At 54.0% G+C, this 18,033-nt stretch carries 18 protein-coding genes; 2 read left to right on the top strand and 16 right to left on the bottom strand.

Annotated elements, in window-relative coordinates; genetic code table 11:
• Positions 1-99: 99 nt before the first annotated feature.
• From BMH52_RS17930 to BMH52_RS17940, 3 genes are all read right to left on the bottom strand, one after another.
• On the bottom strand, positions 100-2,541 hold the full coding sequence (locus BMH52_RS17930; protein ID WP_073844518.1) for a penicillin acylase family protein: 2,442 nt from the start codon (positions 2,539-2,541) through the stop codon (positions 100-102).
• 270 nt (positions 2,542-2,811) lie between these two features.
• Entirely contained in the window at positions 2,812-3,018 is a 207-nt protein-coding gene (locus tag BMH52_RS17935) for an SEC-C metal-binding domain-containing protein (protein WP_057975615.1), read from the bottom strand.
• Positions 3,015-3,497: an LEA type 2 family protein gene (locus BMH52_RS17940; protein WP_014717259.1), complete on the bottom strand. Its 483-nt coding sequence runs from the start codon at positions 3,495-3,497 to the stop codon at positions 3,015-3,017. The genes BMH52_RS17935 and BMH52_RS17940 overlap by 4 nt, the downstream gene beginning before the upstream one ends.
• A gap of 506 nt (positions 3,498-4,003) precedes the next feature.
• Between BMH52_RS17940 and BMH52_RS29315 the strand changes: the two genes are divergently transcribed.
• Positions 4,004-4,486: a hypothetical protein gene (locus tag BMH52_RS29315; RefSeq protein WP_177345098.1), complete on the top strand. Its 483-nt coding sequence runs from the start codon at positions 4,004-4,006 to the stop codon at positions 4,484-4,486.
• A gap of 99 nt (positions 4,487-4,585) precedes the next feature.
• Here BMH52_RS29315 and BMH52_RS17955 read toward each other — a convergent pair whose 3' ends face one another.
• From BMH52_RS17955 to BMH52_RS18010, 12 genes are all read right to left on the bottom strand, one after another.
• Positions 4,586-5,059 carry a hypothetical protein gene (locus tag BMH52_RS17955; RefSeq protein ID WP_073844525.1) on the bottom strand — a complete coding sequence of 158 codons (474 nt, stop codon included), beginning with the start codon at positions 5,057-5,059 and terminating at the stop codon, positions 4,586-4,588.
• 585 nt (positions 5,060-5,644) lie between these two features.
• Entirely contained in the window at positions 5,645-6,361 is a 717-nt protein-coding gene (locus BMH52_RS17960; protein WP_073844527.1) for a recombinase family protein, read from the bottom strand.
• 956 nt (positions 6,362-7,317) lie between these two features.
• Positions 7,318-8,589, bottom strand: a complete 1,272-nt coding sequence (locus BMH52_RS17965; protein ID WP_073844529.1) for a hypothetical protein — start codon at positions 8,587-8,589, stop codon at positions 7,318-7,320.
• A 421-nt stretch (positions 8,590-9,010) separates the two neighbouring features.
• Positions 9,011-9,277: a hypothetical protein gene (locus tag BMH52_RS17970; protein ID WP_073844531.1), complete on the bottom strand. Its 267-nt coding sequence runs from the start codon at positions 9,275-9,277 to the stop codon at positions 9,011-9,013.
• 12 nt (positions 9,278-9,289) lie between these two features.
• Positions 9,290-9,484 (bottom strand): hypothetical protein, encoded by a 195-nt coding sequence (locus tag BMH52_RS17975; RefSeq protein WP_073844533.1) that lies wholly within the window; start codon positions 9,482-9,484, stop codon positions 9,290-9,292.
• The gene (locus tag BMH52_RS17980) at positions 9,481-9,771 is read right to left on the bottom strand and encodes a hypothetical protein (RefSeq protein ID WP_073844535.1); all 291 of its coding nucleotides are present in this window, start codon (positions 9,769-9,771) and stop codon (positions 9,481-9,483) included. The genes BMH52_RS17975 and BMH52_RS17980 overlap by 4 nt, the downstream gene beginning before the upstream one ends.
• A gap of 49 nt (positions 9,772-9,820) precedes the next feature.
• Positions 9,821-12,064 carry a hypothetical protein gene (locus BMH52_RS17985; RefSeq protein ID WP_073844539.1) on the bottom strand — a complete coding sequence of 748 codons (2,244 nt, stop codon included), beginning with the start codon at positions 12,062-12,064 and terminating at the stop codon, positions 9,821-9,823.
• 39 nt (positions 12,065-12,103) lie between these two features.
• On the bottom strand, positions 12,104-12,625 hold the full coding sequence (locus BMH52_RS17990) for a hypothetical protein (protein ID WP_073844542.1): 522 nt from the start codon (positions 12,623-12,625) through the stop codon (positions 12,104-12,106).
• 109 nt (positions 12,626-12,734) lie between these two features.
• Positions 12,735-12,989 carry a hypothetical protein gene (locus BMH52_RS17995; RefSeq protein WP_073844544.1) on the bottom strand — a complete coding sequence of 85 codons (255 nt, stop codon included), beginning with the start codon at positions 12,987-12,989 and terminating at the stop codon, positions 12,735-12,737.
• A gap of 982 nt (positions 12,990-13,971) precedes the next feature.
• On the bottom strand, positions 13,972-15,621 hold the full coding sequence (locus tag BMH52_RS18000; protein WP_073844546.1) for a recombinase family protein: 1,650 nt from the start codon (positions 15,619-15,621) through the stop codon (positions 13,972-13,974).
• 13 nt (positions 15,622-15,634) lie between these two features.
• On the bottom strand, positions 15,635-16,117 hold the full coding sequence (locus tag BMH52_RS18005; protein WP_073844548.1) for a YchJ family protein: 483 nt from the start codon (positions 16,115-16,117) through the stop codon (positions 15,635-15,637).
• Positions 16,118-16,121: 4 nt separating this feature from the next.
• Entirely contained in the window at positions 16,122-16,619 is a 498-nt protein-coding gene (locus tag BMH52_RS18010; protein ID WP_014717260.1) for a DUF6231 family protein, read from the bottom strand.
• A 179-nt stretch (positions 16,620-16,798) separates the two neighbouring features.
• Here BMH52_RS18010 and BMH52_RS18015 point away from each other — a divergent pair, with 179 nt between their 5' ends.
• On the top strand, positions 16,799-17,557 hold the full coding sequence (locus tag BMH52_RS18015; RefSeq protein ID WP_019817848.1) for a collagen-like protein: 759 nt from the start codon (positions 16,799-16,801) through the stop codon (positions 17,555-17,557).
• Positions 17,558-17,660: 103 nt separating this feature from the next.
• Here the strand turns inward: BMH52_RS18015 and BMH52_RS18020 are convergent.
• Positions 17,661-18,033 (bottom strand): CopD family protein (locus tag BMH52_RS18020; protein ID WP_073844550.1); only part of this gene is annotated, 373 nt, incomplete at its 5' end.

The following is an 18,033-nucleotide window of genomic DNA, read 5'->3' on the forward strand; positions in this document are numbered from 1 at the left end:
AAAAGCAGATCAAGAGCGACTCGCTTCGCATCGTGGTTACCGTCGGCTGCTATCGCAGCAAGCCACACAGCGTTATCCGGTTTCGTCAAGGAAGCCCCGTTACTTACCGGGCGTCAGGGTCAACCTTGTCTTGCCATACACCTTTTCAAAGTTCTGCGGCTGCATCGGAAAGCTCAGGTATTGCGCCTTCAACGACGGGTCGATGCCGCTGACATAGTTCGGGCTGGCCGGGTTGCCGGATTGGCCGATGCCGCCCTGGCCCATCATCGGTTCCGCCTGGCCGAAGTCGATGATCATGCGCAGCGCCGACACCTGGGTCGCGTTGAAGTCCTGGCCCCAGCTATAGGGCGCCGGGTTCAAGGTGTTGTGGTCGCCACCGCTGGCAAAGGGGCCGCGGAGGACCTGGCCGCTGGTGTTTTTCCATGTGGTGCTGTGCAGTTTGCCCCACTGCCAGGCCTTGTGGTCGGCGCCCAATTGGCTGTCGCCGGTAGCGATGGCGGCGGCCAGGGTACGGGCCAGGATCGCGGGTTTGTCTTCTTTTTGCGGTGTACGCGTGTCATCCCAGAACGGGCTGTCTTCACGGCCCAGCAGATGGTCGGCGATGGCCGAGTAGGACAGGCTGGCGTTGCTGACGAAGGCTTTCCAACTGGCGCTGTTTTCCGGGCCGAGTTTGTCGAGGAAGATTTGCCGGGCGCTTTCTTGCAGAAACAGTTCATAGATCGCCGCGTCAGCCGAGGTGGTTGCCAGCCGACCATCGAAGGCCATCAGGCGCTCCAGTGCTTCGCGGGCCTTGGCACGCTCCGCTGCCGGCAGGGCCTCGATGGCCTGCTTGAGGGGCTGGGCCATGCCGGGTGCCTGGAACATGCCCTTGAGCTTGGCGGCGAAGAGGGTGGTCTGGTCGTATTGCATGGCAATCAGGCTGCGGCTGTCATGCGTGCCGGCGTTGGCCAGTTGCGCCAGGCGTTCGCTGCGCTCCGGTGCATCCCAGGCGTTGGACAGTTGCATACCGTAGCCACGCGGCGCGGTGCGCTGGTTGGCGGTGCCGATCCAGCCTTGGGCCGGGTCCTGGTCGTACGGGTGCAACATCGCGTCGGCGTAGCCGTCCCAGTCAAAGCGCGTGTCCCAGCCCGGCGATGGCAACAGGCCTTCGCCTTCGCGGCGGTTGGGGAAGCGGCCGGTAACCTGCCAGCCGATGTTGCTGGCGTCGGCGAAGATCATGTTCAGGGCGATGGCGCGAATCTCGCGGGTAGCATCCGAGGCCTTGCCGGCGTTTTGCGCGCGGGACAGGTCGAAGAACGCATCCAGGCTCTTGTCGTCCTTGAAGTCGGCGGTTTGCAAGGCCAGGCCAAGACCGCTGGTGAGCGCCTGGCTGCTGTTGAGCAGGGCGCCGTGGCGGGTTTCGTACACCACTTCGCGAATCGAGCGCTGGCCCTTGATGAAGAAGGTTTCGTTGCGCACGCCGGCCGGCAGCCATTTGCCGTTGTTCTCGTAGTACAGCGCATTGCCCTGGCGTTTGACCTTCTCGAGGAACAGGTCCTGGGTGTCGCCCTTGACCGCGCTCATGCTCCACGCGACCTTGCCGTTGAAACCCGACAGCAGGGTCGGCAGGCCGGCAATCGAAGCACCGACAGCCTGGTATTTGGGCGCACGAATCTGCACGTAGTTCCACGGCGACGGTGCTTGTGGCTGCGCGGCGATGTCGTTGGCCAACAGGCTCTTGCCGCTGCGGCTGCGTTGCGGGCCAATGGCCCAGTTGCTTGAGGTGGTGACGCCCAGGGCATTGAGGCTGCGCAATTGCTGGCCCACCGTCTCTAGCCCGGCGAGGCCGGTGATCTGGCTCAGGTTGACGCCTTTGAGCTTGTCGGCTTCGGCCAGCGGGACGGGTTCGTCCGGTGCGCTTGGGGTGAGCCAGGCGAGTTTGTCGACGCCGACCTTTTGCGCCAGCACCAGGGACGAAAGCTCCTCCTGCAAGTTGCTCGACTGGCTGAAATTGAGCAGGCAGAACAGCAGCGCCGAATCTTCCGGCTTCCAGTACTCGGGCTTGTAGCCGCTCTGGGCCAGGTCCGTCGGCAACTTGTCGCGATAACGGAACAGGTAGGCGTTGACGCCTCGGGCATACACTTCAAAGAAGCGTTTGAGGCGCGGCGACGAGGCGTTGTACAACTCGCCAGCGTTTTTCTTGAGGTTGACCGCCCGCATGAAACGGTCGACGTCCAGCACTTGCGGCCCCGACATTTCCGCCAGACGGCCCTGGGCCAGCAGGCGCAGGGTGACCATCTGGGTGATGCGGTCGCTGGCGTGCACGTAACCGAGGCTGAACAGTGCGTCGTGGAAGGTGTTGCTTTCGATCAGCGGCATGCCTTGGGCATTGCGGCGCACCGACACATTCTGTGCCAGGCCCTTGATTGGCTGCACGCCAGCAACGGGCGGCAGGGTGTCCTGGGTGTTCTGGAGCTGGCAACCGGCCAGGCCCAAGGCACTGACCACTGCCGCGGCAACGCCGAACCGGGGAAGAAAATGTAAGAGGGCTGGCGAGGCCATGGCAAAGCTCCTGCGGGGGGTAGCGTCAGTAAAGGCGCTACGTTAGTGAGCGCGGCGAAACGACGCAAGCGGGAGTTTTGGGTTAAGCATTAGAACTTGAGTCAGGCGCAGACCTGTGTGGGAGCGGGCTTGCTCGCAAAAACAGTGTATCAGTCAGTGTCTGTATCAACTGACGGAACGCGTTCGCGAGCAAGCTCCCACATTTGATCGCCTGCAACCTTGGATCAAGGCTGGGGCGGGGGCCGCCGGCATTTTGATCTTCAGTACGGTTTAAGCGCCGTGGCACTTCTTGAATTTTTTCTCGCTGCCGCACGGGCAAGGATCGTTGCGACCGACGTCCTTCAACGCATTGCGCACCGGCTCTTGATGAGCGTGGCCGCAGTTCGGGCCGTGGACATGGCCGTGGTCGTGATCATGATCATGGTGGTCGTGATCGTGGTTGCAGTCAGGACCATGGACATGAGGTTGCTGTGTCATCGATGTTGCTCCGGAATAAAATCGCCGGGGATTATCTCGCCATTGTGTGCCACCTGCACGTCATTACCGATGAATAATCCGGTTTTCAGTTCGCCTTCCAGGCGATAAGGCACGGGCTCGTCGGGATTTTTCAACATCTGCACCACCTCGCGCACCTGCGGCCAGAGGTTGGTGCGCACCGAGACCTTGAAGAATTTATGACCGCGTGGCGGTACGGTCAGCCACTCGTTGGACTCGCCTTCGGTCAACACCAGGTTGCCCAGGCTGACCTTGTAGACCAGGCCGCGCACGGTCAGGTCGGCGTCGTCGCGGTTGTCCACGCGAAAGTACAGCTTGAATTTCTGTTCCAGCAGCTTGGCCCGTACCACTTCGACCTTGACCAGGGAAACGTGGGGTGGCGGCGCGTCGTCTTCGAACCAGGACGCGCAGCCGGTCAGGCCCAGGGTCAACGCCAGTATCAAGCTATACATCCGAAGCATGGCGTTATCCCCGTCGAGTCATTAGAAGTAGCTGGAACAGCACTTCTTGATATTGTGCAACAAAACACTACTAAGCCAGCTCAGCCGGCTGCCTGACCGAAATGTTGTTTGATTTTTTCTAGGACAGGTTCGGGGGCTGAGAAGCTGACCCTCCCTCCCTCAAGCTTGACCTCAGTCTGAGCAAGTTCAGCCTCATCAAGGAACCCTGCAAGCTTCTCTTGTGTGAGGCGCACGATGCTAGCATTTAGGTCGAAATCTCCACTTCTACGGATAGGCATTATCCAGGTGCTCCCAACGAGTGAGTCCTCAATGTAGCAGCTTTTTTTTCTTGCCTATTCAGGCCTTCGATAATCATTGGAGGCCCTCAAGCAGGCAACTGATGGCGGTTTGCAATGATTGGGGATAACCTCAAGAAGTTACACACGGAAGATAGCCGTTAAGGGGGCGTTATGAGGCGAGGTGAGGGTAATTGGCATGAGGCCATGGAGAATGCCGTGGAGTCGGTGGTGAATGAGATCAATGAGATCAAGAGATTTCAGCAGGACTGTGAGCGTGACAAAAATATCGCAATGATGATGCAGATGGCTGAAAAGCACATGACGCACTCAACCAGCTACACAAACCTCATTTTGCTAGCTGGGTATGCTGGATATTTTGCATTTTGGTCGACACTGGTTACCAAACTTCCAAGCTGGCTGTACGCCCTGAGTGGCCTGCTTGTTCTCCTGTCCCTCCTATTTTTCATCTCTTGGGAAGTGACCAAGATGATTTGGGGCACAATACATTTGAACCGTATCAATAAGATGATTATCAAGACGGTACGCGGTCCGAATGTCCTGCATATCATTGATGCGGCTTCGTCGTTGCACAATGTCAGGATCAACAAGCTTTGGCTGTGGTTCTTGGTGCCGACTATCGTATTTGGGATAGGGGCTGGGCTGCTGCTCTTGGGGTACTTTGCTGTAGAGATTTGGAAGACCGTTTTCTGACCTGAATACTGCCGCCGCCCAGATATAGAGTTGCGCTCTAGAGAAATCTTCAGTGGCTTCATCAAAAGTAATCGGTGAGAAGTCAGAGGCGCCGATGGGTTAACGAATAACCGTTGCTTCTCGCCCGCCGAATGGCAGGAAGCAACCGCCTGCACTCTTCATCAGGAATCGGACTTTCAGCTCTTTGCCTTTGGAGAGGTCGTATCCAGCCTGCTTGTCTGCGAAGTGCACCTGCAAGTCTTGCGTCCCTACATGGTCTACGTTCAATGACACTTCGTCGGACTCCAGTAACACGACCTGGCCGCTCCATGTCATCCAGCGGTCTTTGTACTTGGCGTTGAATATGTCGTCTTTCTTCTGGTCGCTGTAGGTGCTCTTGCACCCTACTTCAGCATTGGCCTGTGCGTAGCTGATGGAGCTATCGGGGTAGGTTGGAGCTGCTGGGGCGCTGGAGTATGAATGCTGAGAGGCAGATGAAGATTTGGACGTTGCAGGTGCGTCGAGCAGCCCTTTAAGCACAAGTCCACCCAAGCCTACCGCTAGGATGATACCGATTGTTCTGCTTCCAGCCATGACTCAATCCTTGAAATAAGTAGAGGCAGCGATGGTGGCAGATTGATGTGAAAGCTGTCTAGGTGGGGCGCATTTCCAAGCGATATCAAATCCCCGCCAATTTTTTTGGCCTCATGCTGACAGCACTTGAGTTTCGAGCCAGAAAAATAATAGCGTTAAAGCCAGAGCTATTAAGCAGCGAGCAGCGGCCTCAGCGAGAAAGGTCCAAGCGGAACCAAAAATAAGTTGGGCACCCCAGGTACAAGCTGCCTTCTGTGGGCGGCTGTGACGCTGTTAGTGATGTGTGATCAGGGTGTGTTAAGCAAGGTGTGGTGTTGTATCAGCGTATCTTGTTGGCGCTGTATGACGCTCTGTGACAGTTTGCTTTAACTACCTGAATCCAAGGCATGAAGAGGCCCGCTCGATGGCGGGCTACGTGTTCGCTGTCAAAGGTGAATGCTCGTTGCATTAGCTGGGGGTTTCGCACTCTGGTGTGCATGACGGTGTGAGCTGAAACCCTTACAGGACGTGGCCTGTGGAGGTATTACACTTCAATCTTTATTCCGGTATACACCTAGATGAAGGGGCCGGGGCGAATCTTTCAAGCTAGGTCGGGAGGGAGAGATTCAGGCGTTCCATCAGGCGCTTCACGGTCATGGGCCGGAACGAGCTTCCCCGTTCAGTCGTGATGCCTTTGGTGTTCAGGCACTTGGCGATAGCGGCCAAAGTTGGCTGACCATCGTATAAGCAAGCCTTCAGCTCAGCTTCCAATGCCTTTGCACGTATATTGGCGTTGACTGCCTTGGCTTGCACGGCTGCACCATTCCCCACAGCCCATGCGGCCATACGTCCTTTATCACGGTTGGCAATCTTCTGGCGAGCTTCTGCACCCTTCTGAGTGTCTAGGAGTGCGTCCTTTTTCAGTTCTGCCAATCCGTCCTTAGTGCGTTGGCGAATCTTGACCAACTCTTCTTCAGCCAGCAGGGACTTGATGTTGCGCACCAGACCACTGCCATGCACGTCCTCAGCTTCGATGAACTTAAACTTCTTTTGCAGGGTGATGAAGTGTGCGTGATCCCGTCCAAGCCTATCTAGACGGTGAACCACTATTGGGCAATTCAAACCTTTCGCCATGGCGAGCGCTAGACGGCATTGGGGGCGTTCCAAAGGATCAATGGAGCCTGACACACCCTCATCGGTGAACTGGGCAACAATCTCCCAGCCGTTGGCTTCAGCAGCGATCTTGATAGCGGCAAACTGACCAGCAACGGAAAGTGACTGATCGTCGGTACTTACACGTGCGTAAGCCACTACCTGTTTCATCGTTCGCCCCTGCCATCGTTGGTGATGGGATCATCATAACATATTGCTGACGTTCGTCTACGAAGTGTTATGAGATGGGCGCGAAGTGCTGGTCGTGACAGTTGAGAACAACTCGCACTTGAAGTGGGATGTGAAAGGGTTGATAGAATTGTTGTTATGTGTTGGTTTTTGGCGATCTGTTGCGATTTAACCGCTGTAAGTGGCGAAAACCAATTCTTTGCGGAAGAGAAAGCAGATTGCTTAGTAGATTCTGCACCATCCAAGAGCGGCCAACTGGCACAAACCCGAAAACAAGAATCTTCACGCTAGGCTGCAAGCCAAGGAATACGGGCGCTCCACGGGTATAGAGTGATTTAGGAGCGAAAACAGGGATAGGTAGCTAGGTAGCCTGACGGCTGAAGAGAGGCATTACAAAATGTACCAAACAGTTCATTACTAACGTAATGGAGATGGTTTTCTGAATGTTTTCTGAAGTTATTACCCACAATAATCAAAGGGTAATAGAGTTGACCTCACGGTCCGAAGGGGGATGGAACTGTGTCGTAACCGACACGGGGCACTATTCAAACAAGATCAACAGCAGAAGCTTTTCGCTCTGTGGTGACATGTTATGTGTATGGCGGGGTGTCAGGTGTTCGTGTGGTGGTGCAGACATCGTTTGCTTCGCAGACGCAATTCCGTTGGAGCGTAAGCCAACGACAAGCGTTAGCTTATAGTATTTTACCATTTTTTCAAGGTGTTTCGATAGTCTTAGGCTATAGGTGTCAGATTAACAGCGAGGTTGGGCGTGTGTGAGGTGGCTGCCCCCCTGGCGGGCACTGACTGGTATCACGCTCTTGGCAGGATAACTTGCAGAGGGTGAGTCGCTGTAGGCCACGTAATCCGTGCCCTGTGGGGGTATACCACTTCAATCTTCATTCCAAGATAAGAGCACCTACATTGCCCCTCATCGGTGCTCAGAATGCGACTTCGCCGTTGGGCAGGATGGACCCGGACATTGGTACATGACGTTCCTTGGTCAGGTTGAGGCTCACAGGCGGCATCATGTACGGGATGAAGCAGTAATCAGCTTGGAAGCCTGAGCAGACATCAGTCTCAAGGGCTGCGAATTCCCAAGTTGCTTGACGTCTCTTTAGTGCGGCATCGCGGATTGCAGCCTTGGCGTTAAGTTGGATTTGACGCTGTGCAATCCTGTCAGCTCTGGCGTTTGTTGCGCGTGTTGGCGTCCTCAAGTCGAATTTCAGTTCGTCAATAACGTCATCAGTTTCAAGCTCCCCGTGTAGCACCCTGCTTAGAGTGGCTTGGGAGTCGGGCGAAAGATTGTCGTGGTGGTATCCATCATTGGTGTACTCACGGCAGATAGCGGCGTACTCATCCAGTTCTGGCCTGAACGCAGCATGACGAATCAGCTCTTGGATGAGCATTGAAGATGGCGATAGCTTCTCACCACGCATTAACGGCTTGAACTGCGCCTTACATTGAATGGTTTCAATGGCGGCAACCAGTTGGGGAGTCGTGGCGTTCTTGTCGCCTAGGAGGGAGATGAATGGAGTGTGAGATTCGTCGGCAGGGTCTACCAAAGCAAAGAGTTTCTTCAACGCTGCTGCACGTTGCGAGGGTGCCAGCTTGGCTTTCTTGCAGAACTCAGTGACGGTATCGAGGCCAATATAGGCGATGGCACGTTCCAGCGTGTCCTGATCGCTGGAAAGGATTGTGTTCCTGATGTTCATGTCAGAGCGACACATGAACACGCCTGCACTGTTGGTATGGGCGTTGGAGTGGGTACGGTTGAGTTTGGCAGGCAGGACGATAAGGTTTTCTGCACACAGCATTCCAAGAGCGTATTCGTGCTGGACGGGCGCGATGTGACCAACGTGGAACGGGTCTGTGCGTTTACCGTCAGCGGAGATAGTTGGGCCAGTCAGGACGTTGGCAACCAAGCGCGTGCGAACAACGTTATAAAGAGCTTCCAAGGCTTCGACACTTCCCACCAGTTGATCCAGAACATGGAGAGTTCCAGCACGTTGCACTTCCTTACTGATGTACACCATGAAGTGGTTAGTCTTGGGAATCTCGTATGTGGATTTACGCTTGGTGATGATGTGCTTCGCTGTCTGGCAGTCTGGACGGCAATACACCTTGCGGCTGTCAGTTGTGGAGAACTTAGATTTGCAGGATGGGTTCTTGCAGGTGCGACGGTATTGCTTATTCGATGTTGCCTTGATCATTTGTATTTGCTCCAATCAGGATTGCGGGAAGTGGGTTGTTTGCCATGAACGTGTGGCGGCACGAGTTGTTGCAGAACGGGCGGATTCGTTTGCTAACGAATACATGGCCGCAGTTCTTGCAGGTGCAGATTTTCATAGAGATTTCTCCATTAGATGTATTGGATGGTTGTTTACAAAGGTACGGCATATGCAACTAACGAGCACGGAAGCCCGCCAGAAGCGTTCTGAGATGCGCTATGTGGTTGGGCAATACGGTAGTAACACTCTAAGCGTAAAGACTTGCAGAGGGCGCTGTGGGTTGTTCAGGTGATGTACTAGGCGGGGTGTTTCGGAGGGCAGGAAAACTAATTAACTTCCACTAATAATGGTAACACCGAATCTTCACACGTCAATCCATTTGAGTAACTTCCTGTGAACATATTCACTTGCCGTATCTCGTTTTCAGAATACGCACTGTGATATCAATGTCAGTTTCTTGTGGTACTTCTGGAGCTTGGTTGGCTTCGTCGTATGCCATGAGAAGCTCTGACTGTTTCTGAAGACGGATAAACTCTTTGGCGTAACCAATAGAGTCAACATCACCCATTCGTTTTAGAACAAGCTCACGAAACATTCTGTCTGAGTTTGGGTAGATTCTCTGTAGATCGTTGATACGGACGTCTCGGGTTATTTCTACAATGGTTCTCATTGTTTCGCCTCATTAAATGTTATACATGGTTTTTGCGTCACGCTTGAACTGAGCTTCGCTAGCTCCAACGTCAAGACAGCGGATAAGGTGGGGGATAAGGTCAGGAAACATGTATGGGACATGGTGGCCGAAACTGTCTTCTAGGTAGCGGTATGCAGCTTCGTGCTGGTCGTATTGCTTGTTGATCTGGTTGTAAGCCATTTTCATTGCTTGATTTCTCCTTGAGTCTGTAAAGGATCGTTGCACAGTGATTTGTCATTCTCTCGCTGGCAGATGATGAGGGCCAAGAGTCTTGTCGCTTTAGATACCTGAGTTATTGTTTCAAGAAACTTGTTCTGAGATTCGACAATCCGGTTGTCCGTATACTGTCGTGATTGCATTATCATCACGGCTGTTTCTTTAGCTAAAGCTTGTTGGGATTCATAGGTATAGATGGTGAAGATCAGGATGAGCGACAGAACCACCACCCTGAATAAGTTGATGAGGGCTGTCATTAGTGTTCCGTTATCGTAGTGGATAGAAAGAGGGATTTGCATCCCTCAGTTATTGTCGCTCTGCCTGCTGTGCTCTGGCGTTGCTAAGAATGTTACGCACTGCATCGGCAGATAGGCCGGGAATCTTACTCTCAAGCATCCCCACCTCAGACCTAACCTTAGTCATAAACTCTTGGGCATCCTTCTCAGTTGCACTTCCAGCAATCGTAACGTCGATTTGGTTAGTCACTGTGATTGGCTGGTTGAACGTCTGGCTTGGGCTGGCGTTTTGCTGCATACCGCTGTTAGAAGTTACAGTGTCCTGCATTGCCTTGAACGAATCTGTCAGACTTGGCAACAAATGGCTTTGAGGCCACTGGTAGTTGAGCACCTTATCCATACCTGCTTTAGGCATCAATCCAGAGGCGGTAAGGTCAGGAAGTTTGTATTGAGCGCCAAGAGACATATCACGATCTTTACGTGCTTGAGCATTACGCTCTGTCACTCCAAAGATTCTGTCCAAGAAGTTATCGTAGAAGCCCTTGCTTCGATCCCCGATTGGATCAACTTTCTGATGCTCGGGAGTGTCGAACAGGTTTACAGGGGCTGGCATGTCGGCTGTGGTCATCCGGTCGGCCATCTGCTGTCCCTCAGACTTCTTGCTGCCATCCATATTACGTCCGAACATGAACCTCAGTAGACTAGTCTGGGCGTTGGTTAGACCTTCATCGAAACCTTTGAGTGCCACGCGGGTAGACTCAAGGTCTGTATTAACATCTTGCCAAGCCTTGACGTTGTCCTTCATGACTTGACTCAAGTTGGCATCCGTGTTGACCGAGTTATCGTTTAGATACTTCTGGTTATCTGCCTGAGCCTGAGTATAGGTTACTGTCTTCTTGCGGTCCTCAAGCATTCCTTGGTTTTCCTCGGCCATCAATTGGAAGGCACGTTCATACCAACTGTACTTGACACCATCGCCCCCCTTCAAACCTTTGTTGAGAGCTTGACGCGCTTTAAGCGGGTCTTTGATTTCCTTTTCTTCTCCGTAAGCACGGGCAAGGTATGGAGCCATCATTGGCATTCTGTCATTGATAATGTCGTAGTCTTGCTTATTGCCTGTACCGTCAGACGCCATCTGTCCAAGTTGCTTGTTCAACTCTTTCGCATCGTCTTTACTCGCCCCGCTGATAGCAAACACCTGTTGACGAAGTTTGTAGTCTTTCATAATTCCGTCAGGTTTCTTACCATAGGCAAGTTGGGCCATCACGAAGTTACGGAAGTCTTTTGCACTGTCATTGTCAATGTTGGTGCCACTGTCGTTAGCGGCCTTGATGTACTCGTCTCGCCACATCTTCTGTTGAGCTGGATCACGACTGATAGCGGTGAAGTTTGAGTTAAAGGCTTCTGCACCTTTGACGCTTTCTTTCCGTTCATCGACGCGTTCCCCGAGTTTACCAATTAGGCCATTCAAGGCAGACACTGCAATGCCAATACCGCCGATCATCCCGCCAAGGGCCAGGACGCCGCCGATACCAGACCCGAACATTCCGCCATTTGTTGGCGCCGGTGCGTTCTGACGGGCTTGCCAAGCTTGATGACGCTGCTGTGCCCATTGGAATCGTTGTGCACTTTGGGTGCTGCCTTGGTTCTTTTTGGCTGCTGTTTGGGCTGCTGCTGCCTGTTGAGTGGCTGCGCGTTGAGCACGAATGTGAGCTTGCTGCTGGGCGTGGTTGATTTGCTGCTGAACACGTTGCAACTTACCTTGGCTCATCAAGTGGGCGTTATTCGCCTTCTGTGTATTGGCTGCTAGTTTCTGTTGGATTACTTGGAGTCTGGTTTGCTTGGCGACAGATGCCGTCAAAGCGTTCTGCGTTGCTAGCTGGCTCTTTGATGCTGCACCACCTGCGTTAACACTTGCTGCTGCCTTGGCGGCAACGATAGCTGCATCTTTCTGGCTTTGCAGGGACACACCGATAAGTTGGTTATGTGCCTTTGTACCTGCGAAGCGCAATTTCTGCTGAGTTAGTTCAGCGGTGAAGGTCTTGCGTTGCTGATTACTGAGAGCGGCTTCTGCACGACTCTGACGCTTGAGGGCTGCGTCCAGTTTAGTCTTGGCCTTATCGATTTGTGACGTATCAATCTTGAACTTAAAGCCTTTCGCCATCTGAACGGAGAGTCTTCCATAATCTTGGGCAAATTGGCGGAGTTGTTTGTTTGCATTCTGCATCATCAGATTAAAGCGTTGGAACCCAGCACTTTCTACGTTGAACCTCAGCGTGCCCGTTAGGCGAGCAATTTCTTCGTTCATTGACATTCTTATTTATCCTTGTTGAGGGGCGACGAGTCCCTCTGATTAACGAGCGTGGAGCAGAGTATCGTTCTCTGTGATGAACTGGCCGCGACCCCGGTTATCGAACTCTCTGGCAAGGTCGGCTCTGAGTTGAGCTAGACGCTCTTCTTCTCTATGTTTAACCTCTGACTCAATGAATTCAGCACGATCCTTCAGTTTCTGTGCTTGTTTGTTATGTACTTCCACTTCTTTCGAATAGTCTTGTTCTGCACGTTCGACGATGAGAGGTAGATAGGTTTCGAAGATATGAACGGGTGCAATCGCAGTGAAGGCCAATGGAACCTGAGGGGCCACCATCAAAGCAGGCGAATTATGATCAAGCTCCCAACCTTCAGCGGAAAGTTCAGCCCATCTAGTAAGGGCTTCGTGTGTAGTTCTGAAGTAGAAGATTGTACGGCCTGTAGGATTGCGGCTGCCCTCATGCTGAGCTTCTGCATATTTTGCACGGTCTAGTGCAGCTTGGATGTATTCGGCTTGCTCAGTCTTCAGGATTCTTCGAAATTGGTCTGGTGCGTATGTTGTCACTTGGATTCTCCAGTTGGGATGAGTTTAATTGTTTGGTAAGCGGTTGTGGTTGCCTGACAGATGCAGGCTATTGAGATGGCAGAGCTGCACATGCAAAAAATGGCTAGCATTAGAAGCCATCGGCCAGAATAGAATTGGCAGAATCGACACCAAATAGCTCTCGGACTTTGTTAGCGATACGGTGTTTATGTTCTAGAAGTGCAGCACTTACGGCCAGTTGTTCAGGCTGTTGCTTCTTGGCTTGAATTTCTTCAGGTGTGCGATGCCCACGTTTAAATGGTGGTTGTAAGCATGGAATCTCTGGCGCCGGTTCATGAGGCTGGATGATCACATTGATTATGATGTGGTCGATATTAATGTTCATTGGTTTTCCTTTATGATGAGTTTGGGGATGGGTAATGCTTAAGCAGCTTGTGCTTCTGGGGTTAATTGCTCGGCAAGCTTGCGGTCTCGTCTCCACAACCTCATAAAGCAAGCGTGAGAACAGCAGCGGCGTTTAGATTTGTGTTTGGTGATGACTGGTTTATTACAGCAAGCACAGTAGGCAAGCAGGGATAGCGACATAGTGTGTCTCCTTGGAGTGGGATGTGAGGATTCTTTTCAACGGGCAAAAAGATGCCAGCAAGTGAGCTGGCTCAAGGATGCAAATGATAGTTGGAGGATGTCTCAAGAGCATTGTATTAGGCGTCAGTAGGCGTAGCAGTTACTGACGGAACTGTCATCAAGCTTGTGGAGAAGCCCCTACGAATCGAGGAAGTGATGAGAGAAATTAGAGCAGTGTTCGTCGCCAAGACTGCAAACTTGTGGAAAGGTATCCTGTAACCTTGCGACTGGGTGCAACCACATCTGCTGTCTATAAGGAGGACTGAGTAGATGAAGCTACAGGGAGGTTTGTAACGGTACTGCCCCACAGACTACCGTTGGAGTCCTGACTCAAGCTTAATAAGTGTGGGTAAGTTGCATCGTCCATTTGCAAGAGCGATCAACGTATGCTTGATTACGACACCGGAGGCGAAACGAATGTCGTGATCAAAGAGGGGATTCTGGGGAAGCAGAGAAGTTGTAGATAACAATCGCTTCCTACACTTATATTGTAGCACGTTTCTGCCCCGCGTCAAGCGAAAGTTTCACTTTTAGTTGCTTTGTGATGAATTAACTGCTAGGCGGTTTGAGCTGCGAAAGTGTACTGATGGCTGATCTTTTCCACGCGACTTAGTACGTGTCGGACACAGGTTTATGCTTTATCTAAGCGAGTTTGGAGGGCTTCGGAGCAGGGTGAGGGTAGTTGCGGCTCTACAAGGTTTAAGCGTTCCTGTATAGCCTGTGGAGGGCTTCAAGCGGGCTGGTTACTTTCGCCCGCCTGCATTTCGTTTAGCAAGGTCTGCTTCCATATCGGTTATTTCACCCTGAATCACTTGTAGGTCGAGTATATCGTCAGTCAGTGCTCCAAGGCGTATGCTGACGCCTTTGTGTCGCAGGTAAAACAGCAAGGAAGACCCCTCACTAAATGGGGCGGGGATAGCGTTGTCCGCGCTGACCCAATACACCTCATTAGTTCTGCCAAACTTACTAACAAAAATGAACAGGCCAAGTCTCTTGATGAGGTTGTTGGCCGCTGCCCTGCCTTCGAACGTTACAAGGTCGAGCTTTTCAAAGAAGTCGTCCTTGCTTATCACCCTGTCCGCCACCAACTGTTCTGAGAGGGTTGCACGCTCATCTTCGAGGGCGGTGATACTGGATTCCAGTTCGCTGAGTAGCTTTGCAGTGATGCGAGACGGGAATTCAGCGTGGGAATCTTCTGCTTCGTCCTGACGTGCTTTGAGTTCAGAAATACGGCCTTCGATGACCTGTAGCGATTTTCGCAAGCTGCCTGAACTGTCTTGCACCAGCGACAGGCTATCGACTTTGGCTAACAACTCTTTGAAGACAGCCTCAGAGCGAGGGGCGCTGATGATGCCAGCGTCACACATACCCTTTGTCGTCTTGGAGCACTTGTAATACTTACGGCCATGCTGGCCTTGTAGGTGCATGGCTGAGCCACATTTGTAGCAGTTGAGGATGCCAGCGAGCACGTTGAAATTGGCGGTGGTGCGTGTGACTGTATGTCTCTTGCGTGACGTGCGGGCGGCATGGGCCAGGTAGAACTCATCCTCACTAACGACAGCCGGGAACTGTCCTTTGATAGGGTCGCCGTCTGGCTTACGTTTTCCGTCTATGAAGATGTGCGGTTGGTACTCTCCAAGGGTCGTCCTGCTGTCGAGGATGTGACGCACGGTTGAGAAACCCCAGAGGCCAGAGGTGTTCTTACGACCTGCACTGAATGAGGGGATGCCTTCCTGATTCAGCGTCGCTGCGATGATCCTAGACCCATGACCCTTGGTGGAGAGGTCAAAGATGCGGCGAACTACAGCCGCCTTCTCAGAATTGAGAACATACGCCTCGCCATCGGCTGACATGTCCAGCCACAAGGGACGGAGCTTACCCAAAGGTTTGCCGGATTCGCGGGCGTCCTTCTGCTTGTTTCTCCAAGCTGACGAAACACGCTTCCCCTTGGTGGCGCTTTCTTCATGTGCACGGGACATGGTGATGATCGAGATGATCAGATCAATTTCGTTGTAGTCTCGGGTGTACAGACGCTTATCCGTGCTGGTGTAAACGTTGATGCCTTTGGCGAGCAGGTCGAGGAAACGGGGGAGGGCGTCACGTACTCGCTCCCGTGAAAGCCGATCCAGAGACTCAACTACCAGATAGCTGCCCGCTGGAATCGTGCCGTCTTCAACGTAGGTCAGGAATCGGGCTAGCTCGCCCGTGTCGTCAAGATGCCTACCTTTGTACGCGCTGCGACCGCTGTCAAAGAAAAGGTAGTCGCGGGCAGCGGCCATCTCAAGGTCGTATTCATCGCAGAAAGCTTTCGCTGCCCTAACCTGTCTGGTGTAGCTGTCGCCTGCTGACTGCTTTGCACTGCTGAATCTGATGTAGCTGAAAACCTTGCCCATTCTGAAGACTGCCTTACCTGTGGTCTTGTAGGTAATTGTGGCAGCACTTCTTGAATTTCTGCCCACTGCCACACAAACAGGCATCGTTACGTCCGGCCTTCACTTCTACCGTAGGGTCGATGAAGTACCAGCGCCCTTCATTCTGTACGAAAGAAGACTGCTCGCGGTGACTATGTTCACCGGTAGCGTCATGCCAGCGCGCGGTAAAGGTAACAAAGGCGTGTTCCGGCTGGCCGCCGAACACCTCGGAGCTTTCAACCTCCAGCCCCAGCCAGGTGCTCTGGGCACTCCAGGCGGCAATGGCGTCGCGGTCCAGGCCGGCCTGTTGCGCAGGCAGCGTAGTGGCGACCAGGTAATCGACCAGGCCCAGCACATAGGCGCTGTAGCGCGAGCGCATCAACGCGCTGGCACAGGGGGCCGGGTGACCGGCGTGATAATGGCCGCAGCAGGCATCCAGCAGATTGCCGCTGCCACACGGGCAAATGGATGTACTCATCGGGTTACCACCAATACTTTCCGAAGTTTTCCGGGTTGGCCCAGAAGCGGGCGTTGAGCCAGTCCGGCACCTGTTTATAGTCAAGCAGATCATAGGTAAACAGCGTGAGTACCTGATCATCGCGTTGGAAGCGTTCACCGGCTTGCAGGGCCAGGGAGAAAAAGTCGGTGTCCTTCCAGTCGCAGGCACTCAGGTCGACCAGCACCGCAATGCGGCTGGCGTTGAGGTTACGAATGCCACCGAGCAAGGTCAGGCCTTGGGGTTTGGGCAGGTGCTCCAGGCAGTCGACCACCAGCGCGAGGTCAAAACGCTGCACCGCGAGGTCTTCCGACAACGGCCCTGGCGCGGCATAGAACACCTCGGTGTCCGGGTGCGCAGCTTTGAAGGCATCCAGCGCCGGAAATTGGCTGGCGCCCACTAACAACAGGCGTTTTGGCCTGTGAAGGTCCAGCAGGGCCGCCAAGGCGTGTTGGGGCGTACGGGCAGAAATTCCAGCGGTCATTGCAGATCCTCGCATCAAGACCGTAGAGACTAGCGCGGCTAGGCGCGTGGGCCTAGAGCGCGACGGTCGATACCCACCGAGGCAGAACTGAAGTTTTTTGATCCTTCACTGGCAAATCGCCGGTAGAAGTCGTTACTGTGCGCTCAAAGAAAAATTTGAAAACACTCAGGAGCCCCATGATGCGTAAGGTTTTTCTGCTGGCCCTGTTGGTCAGCCCCGTTGCCCTGGCCCAGAGCGTCAGTGTCGAAACCAATTCCTTGATGCGCCTGCCCAGCAGCACCAGCGTGTTGCAGCTTGAACGCCTGGACGTAGCGGACTACGGCACCTTGCTGATTCCGGCCACTATCAGCCAGGTCACGGTGGATGAGCTGCACTTGGGGCGCGACGCACGCATCACCATTGTGCCCGGCAATACCGCCTTGCAAATGCAAGTGCGCGAGGCGCAGTTGGAGCACGGTAGCCAGATCACCTCACGGGGCGCCCCCGGCACCCACGAAAAACCCGCCAAAGCTGGGCGTGACCTGACCTTGCGCATTAACTCGCTGACTGCCCAAGCGCTGTCGGTGGATGCCCGTGGCGGCGCTGGCGCCCAAGGATATGCGGGCCTGGACGGTGCCAACGGCGTGGACCCGGGTTGCACCTGGGGCTCAGCCGGGCGCGGCTTTAATGGCGATAACGGCGGCGATGGCCGGCCAGGGGCGGCGGGCGCCCAGGTACGCCTGGAGTTGCCGCAGGCGTTCCCGGCTGAACAGATCAAGGTCTGGGTCGATGGCGGGCCGGGCGGCCTGGCTGGGGTGGCGGGTAAACCCGGCAAGGGCGGGCAGTCCAAGGGTTGCCTGGTGTACCGCGCGGACGGCGGCGAAAAGGGCCGGCCAGGGTTGGAAGGGCAACCGGGGCCGGCTGGGCCTGCGGGGTCTGTGACTATCCAGCGGCTCTGAGTCGCCTGGCCTGACGCTATTGCGGGCAAGCCCGGCTCCCACATTTGGAATGCATTCCAGTGTGGGAGCCGGGCTTGCCCGCGATAGCGGTGTAAGGCTCGCCTCAGAACATCGGCCGAGCCGAAGCCACCGCCACCACCACCAACCCCACGATCAAATTAATCCCCACCAACCTGCGAATCTGCCCCAGCGCAGCCGCGCCCGCCGGCCAATTTTCAGCCGCCACCGCGGCCTTCAGCTCCGGGAACTTCAACGCCTGGATGCGGATAAACAACGCCGTCATCACCAGATACAACCCCATCATTACCTGCACATAACGCGGCGCGGTCTCAAAACCACTGAAACGCAGTTGCAGCAAACCAATGCCGCTGATCGGCAAAAGCACCACCGCCACCCATACCCATACAAAAAAACGTTGAAACACATTTGCCCATAGCTTGAGCCGGGCAGGGCCCTCAAGCGCCGCCATGGCGGCG

This window comes from Pseudomonas sp. BTN1 (genome assembly GCF_001907715.1).
GTDB classification, from domain to species: Bacteria; Pseudomonadota; Gammaproteobacteria; order Pseudomonadales; family Pseudomonadaceae; genus Aquipseudomonas; species Aquipseudomonas paracarnis.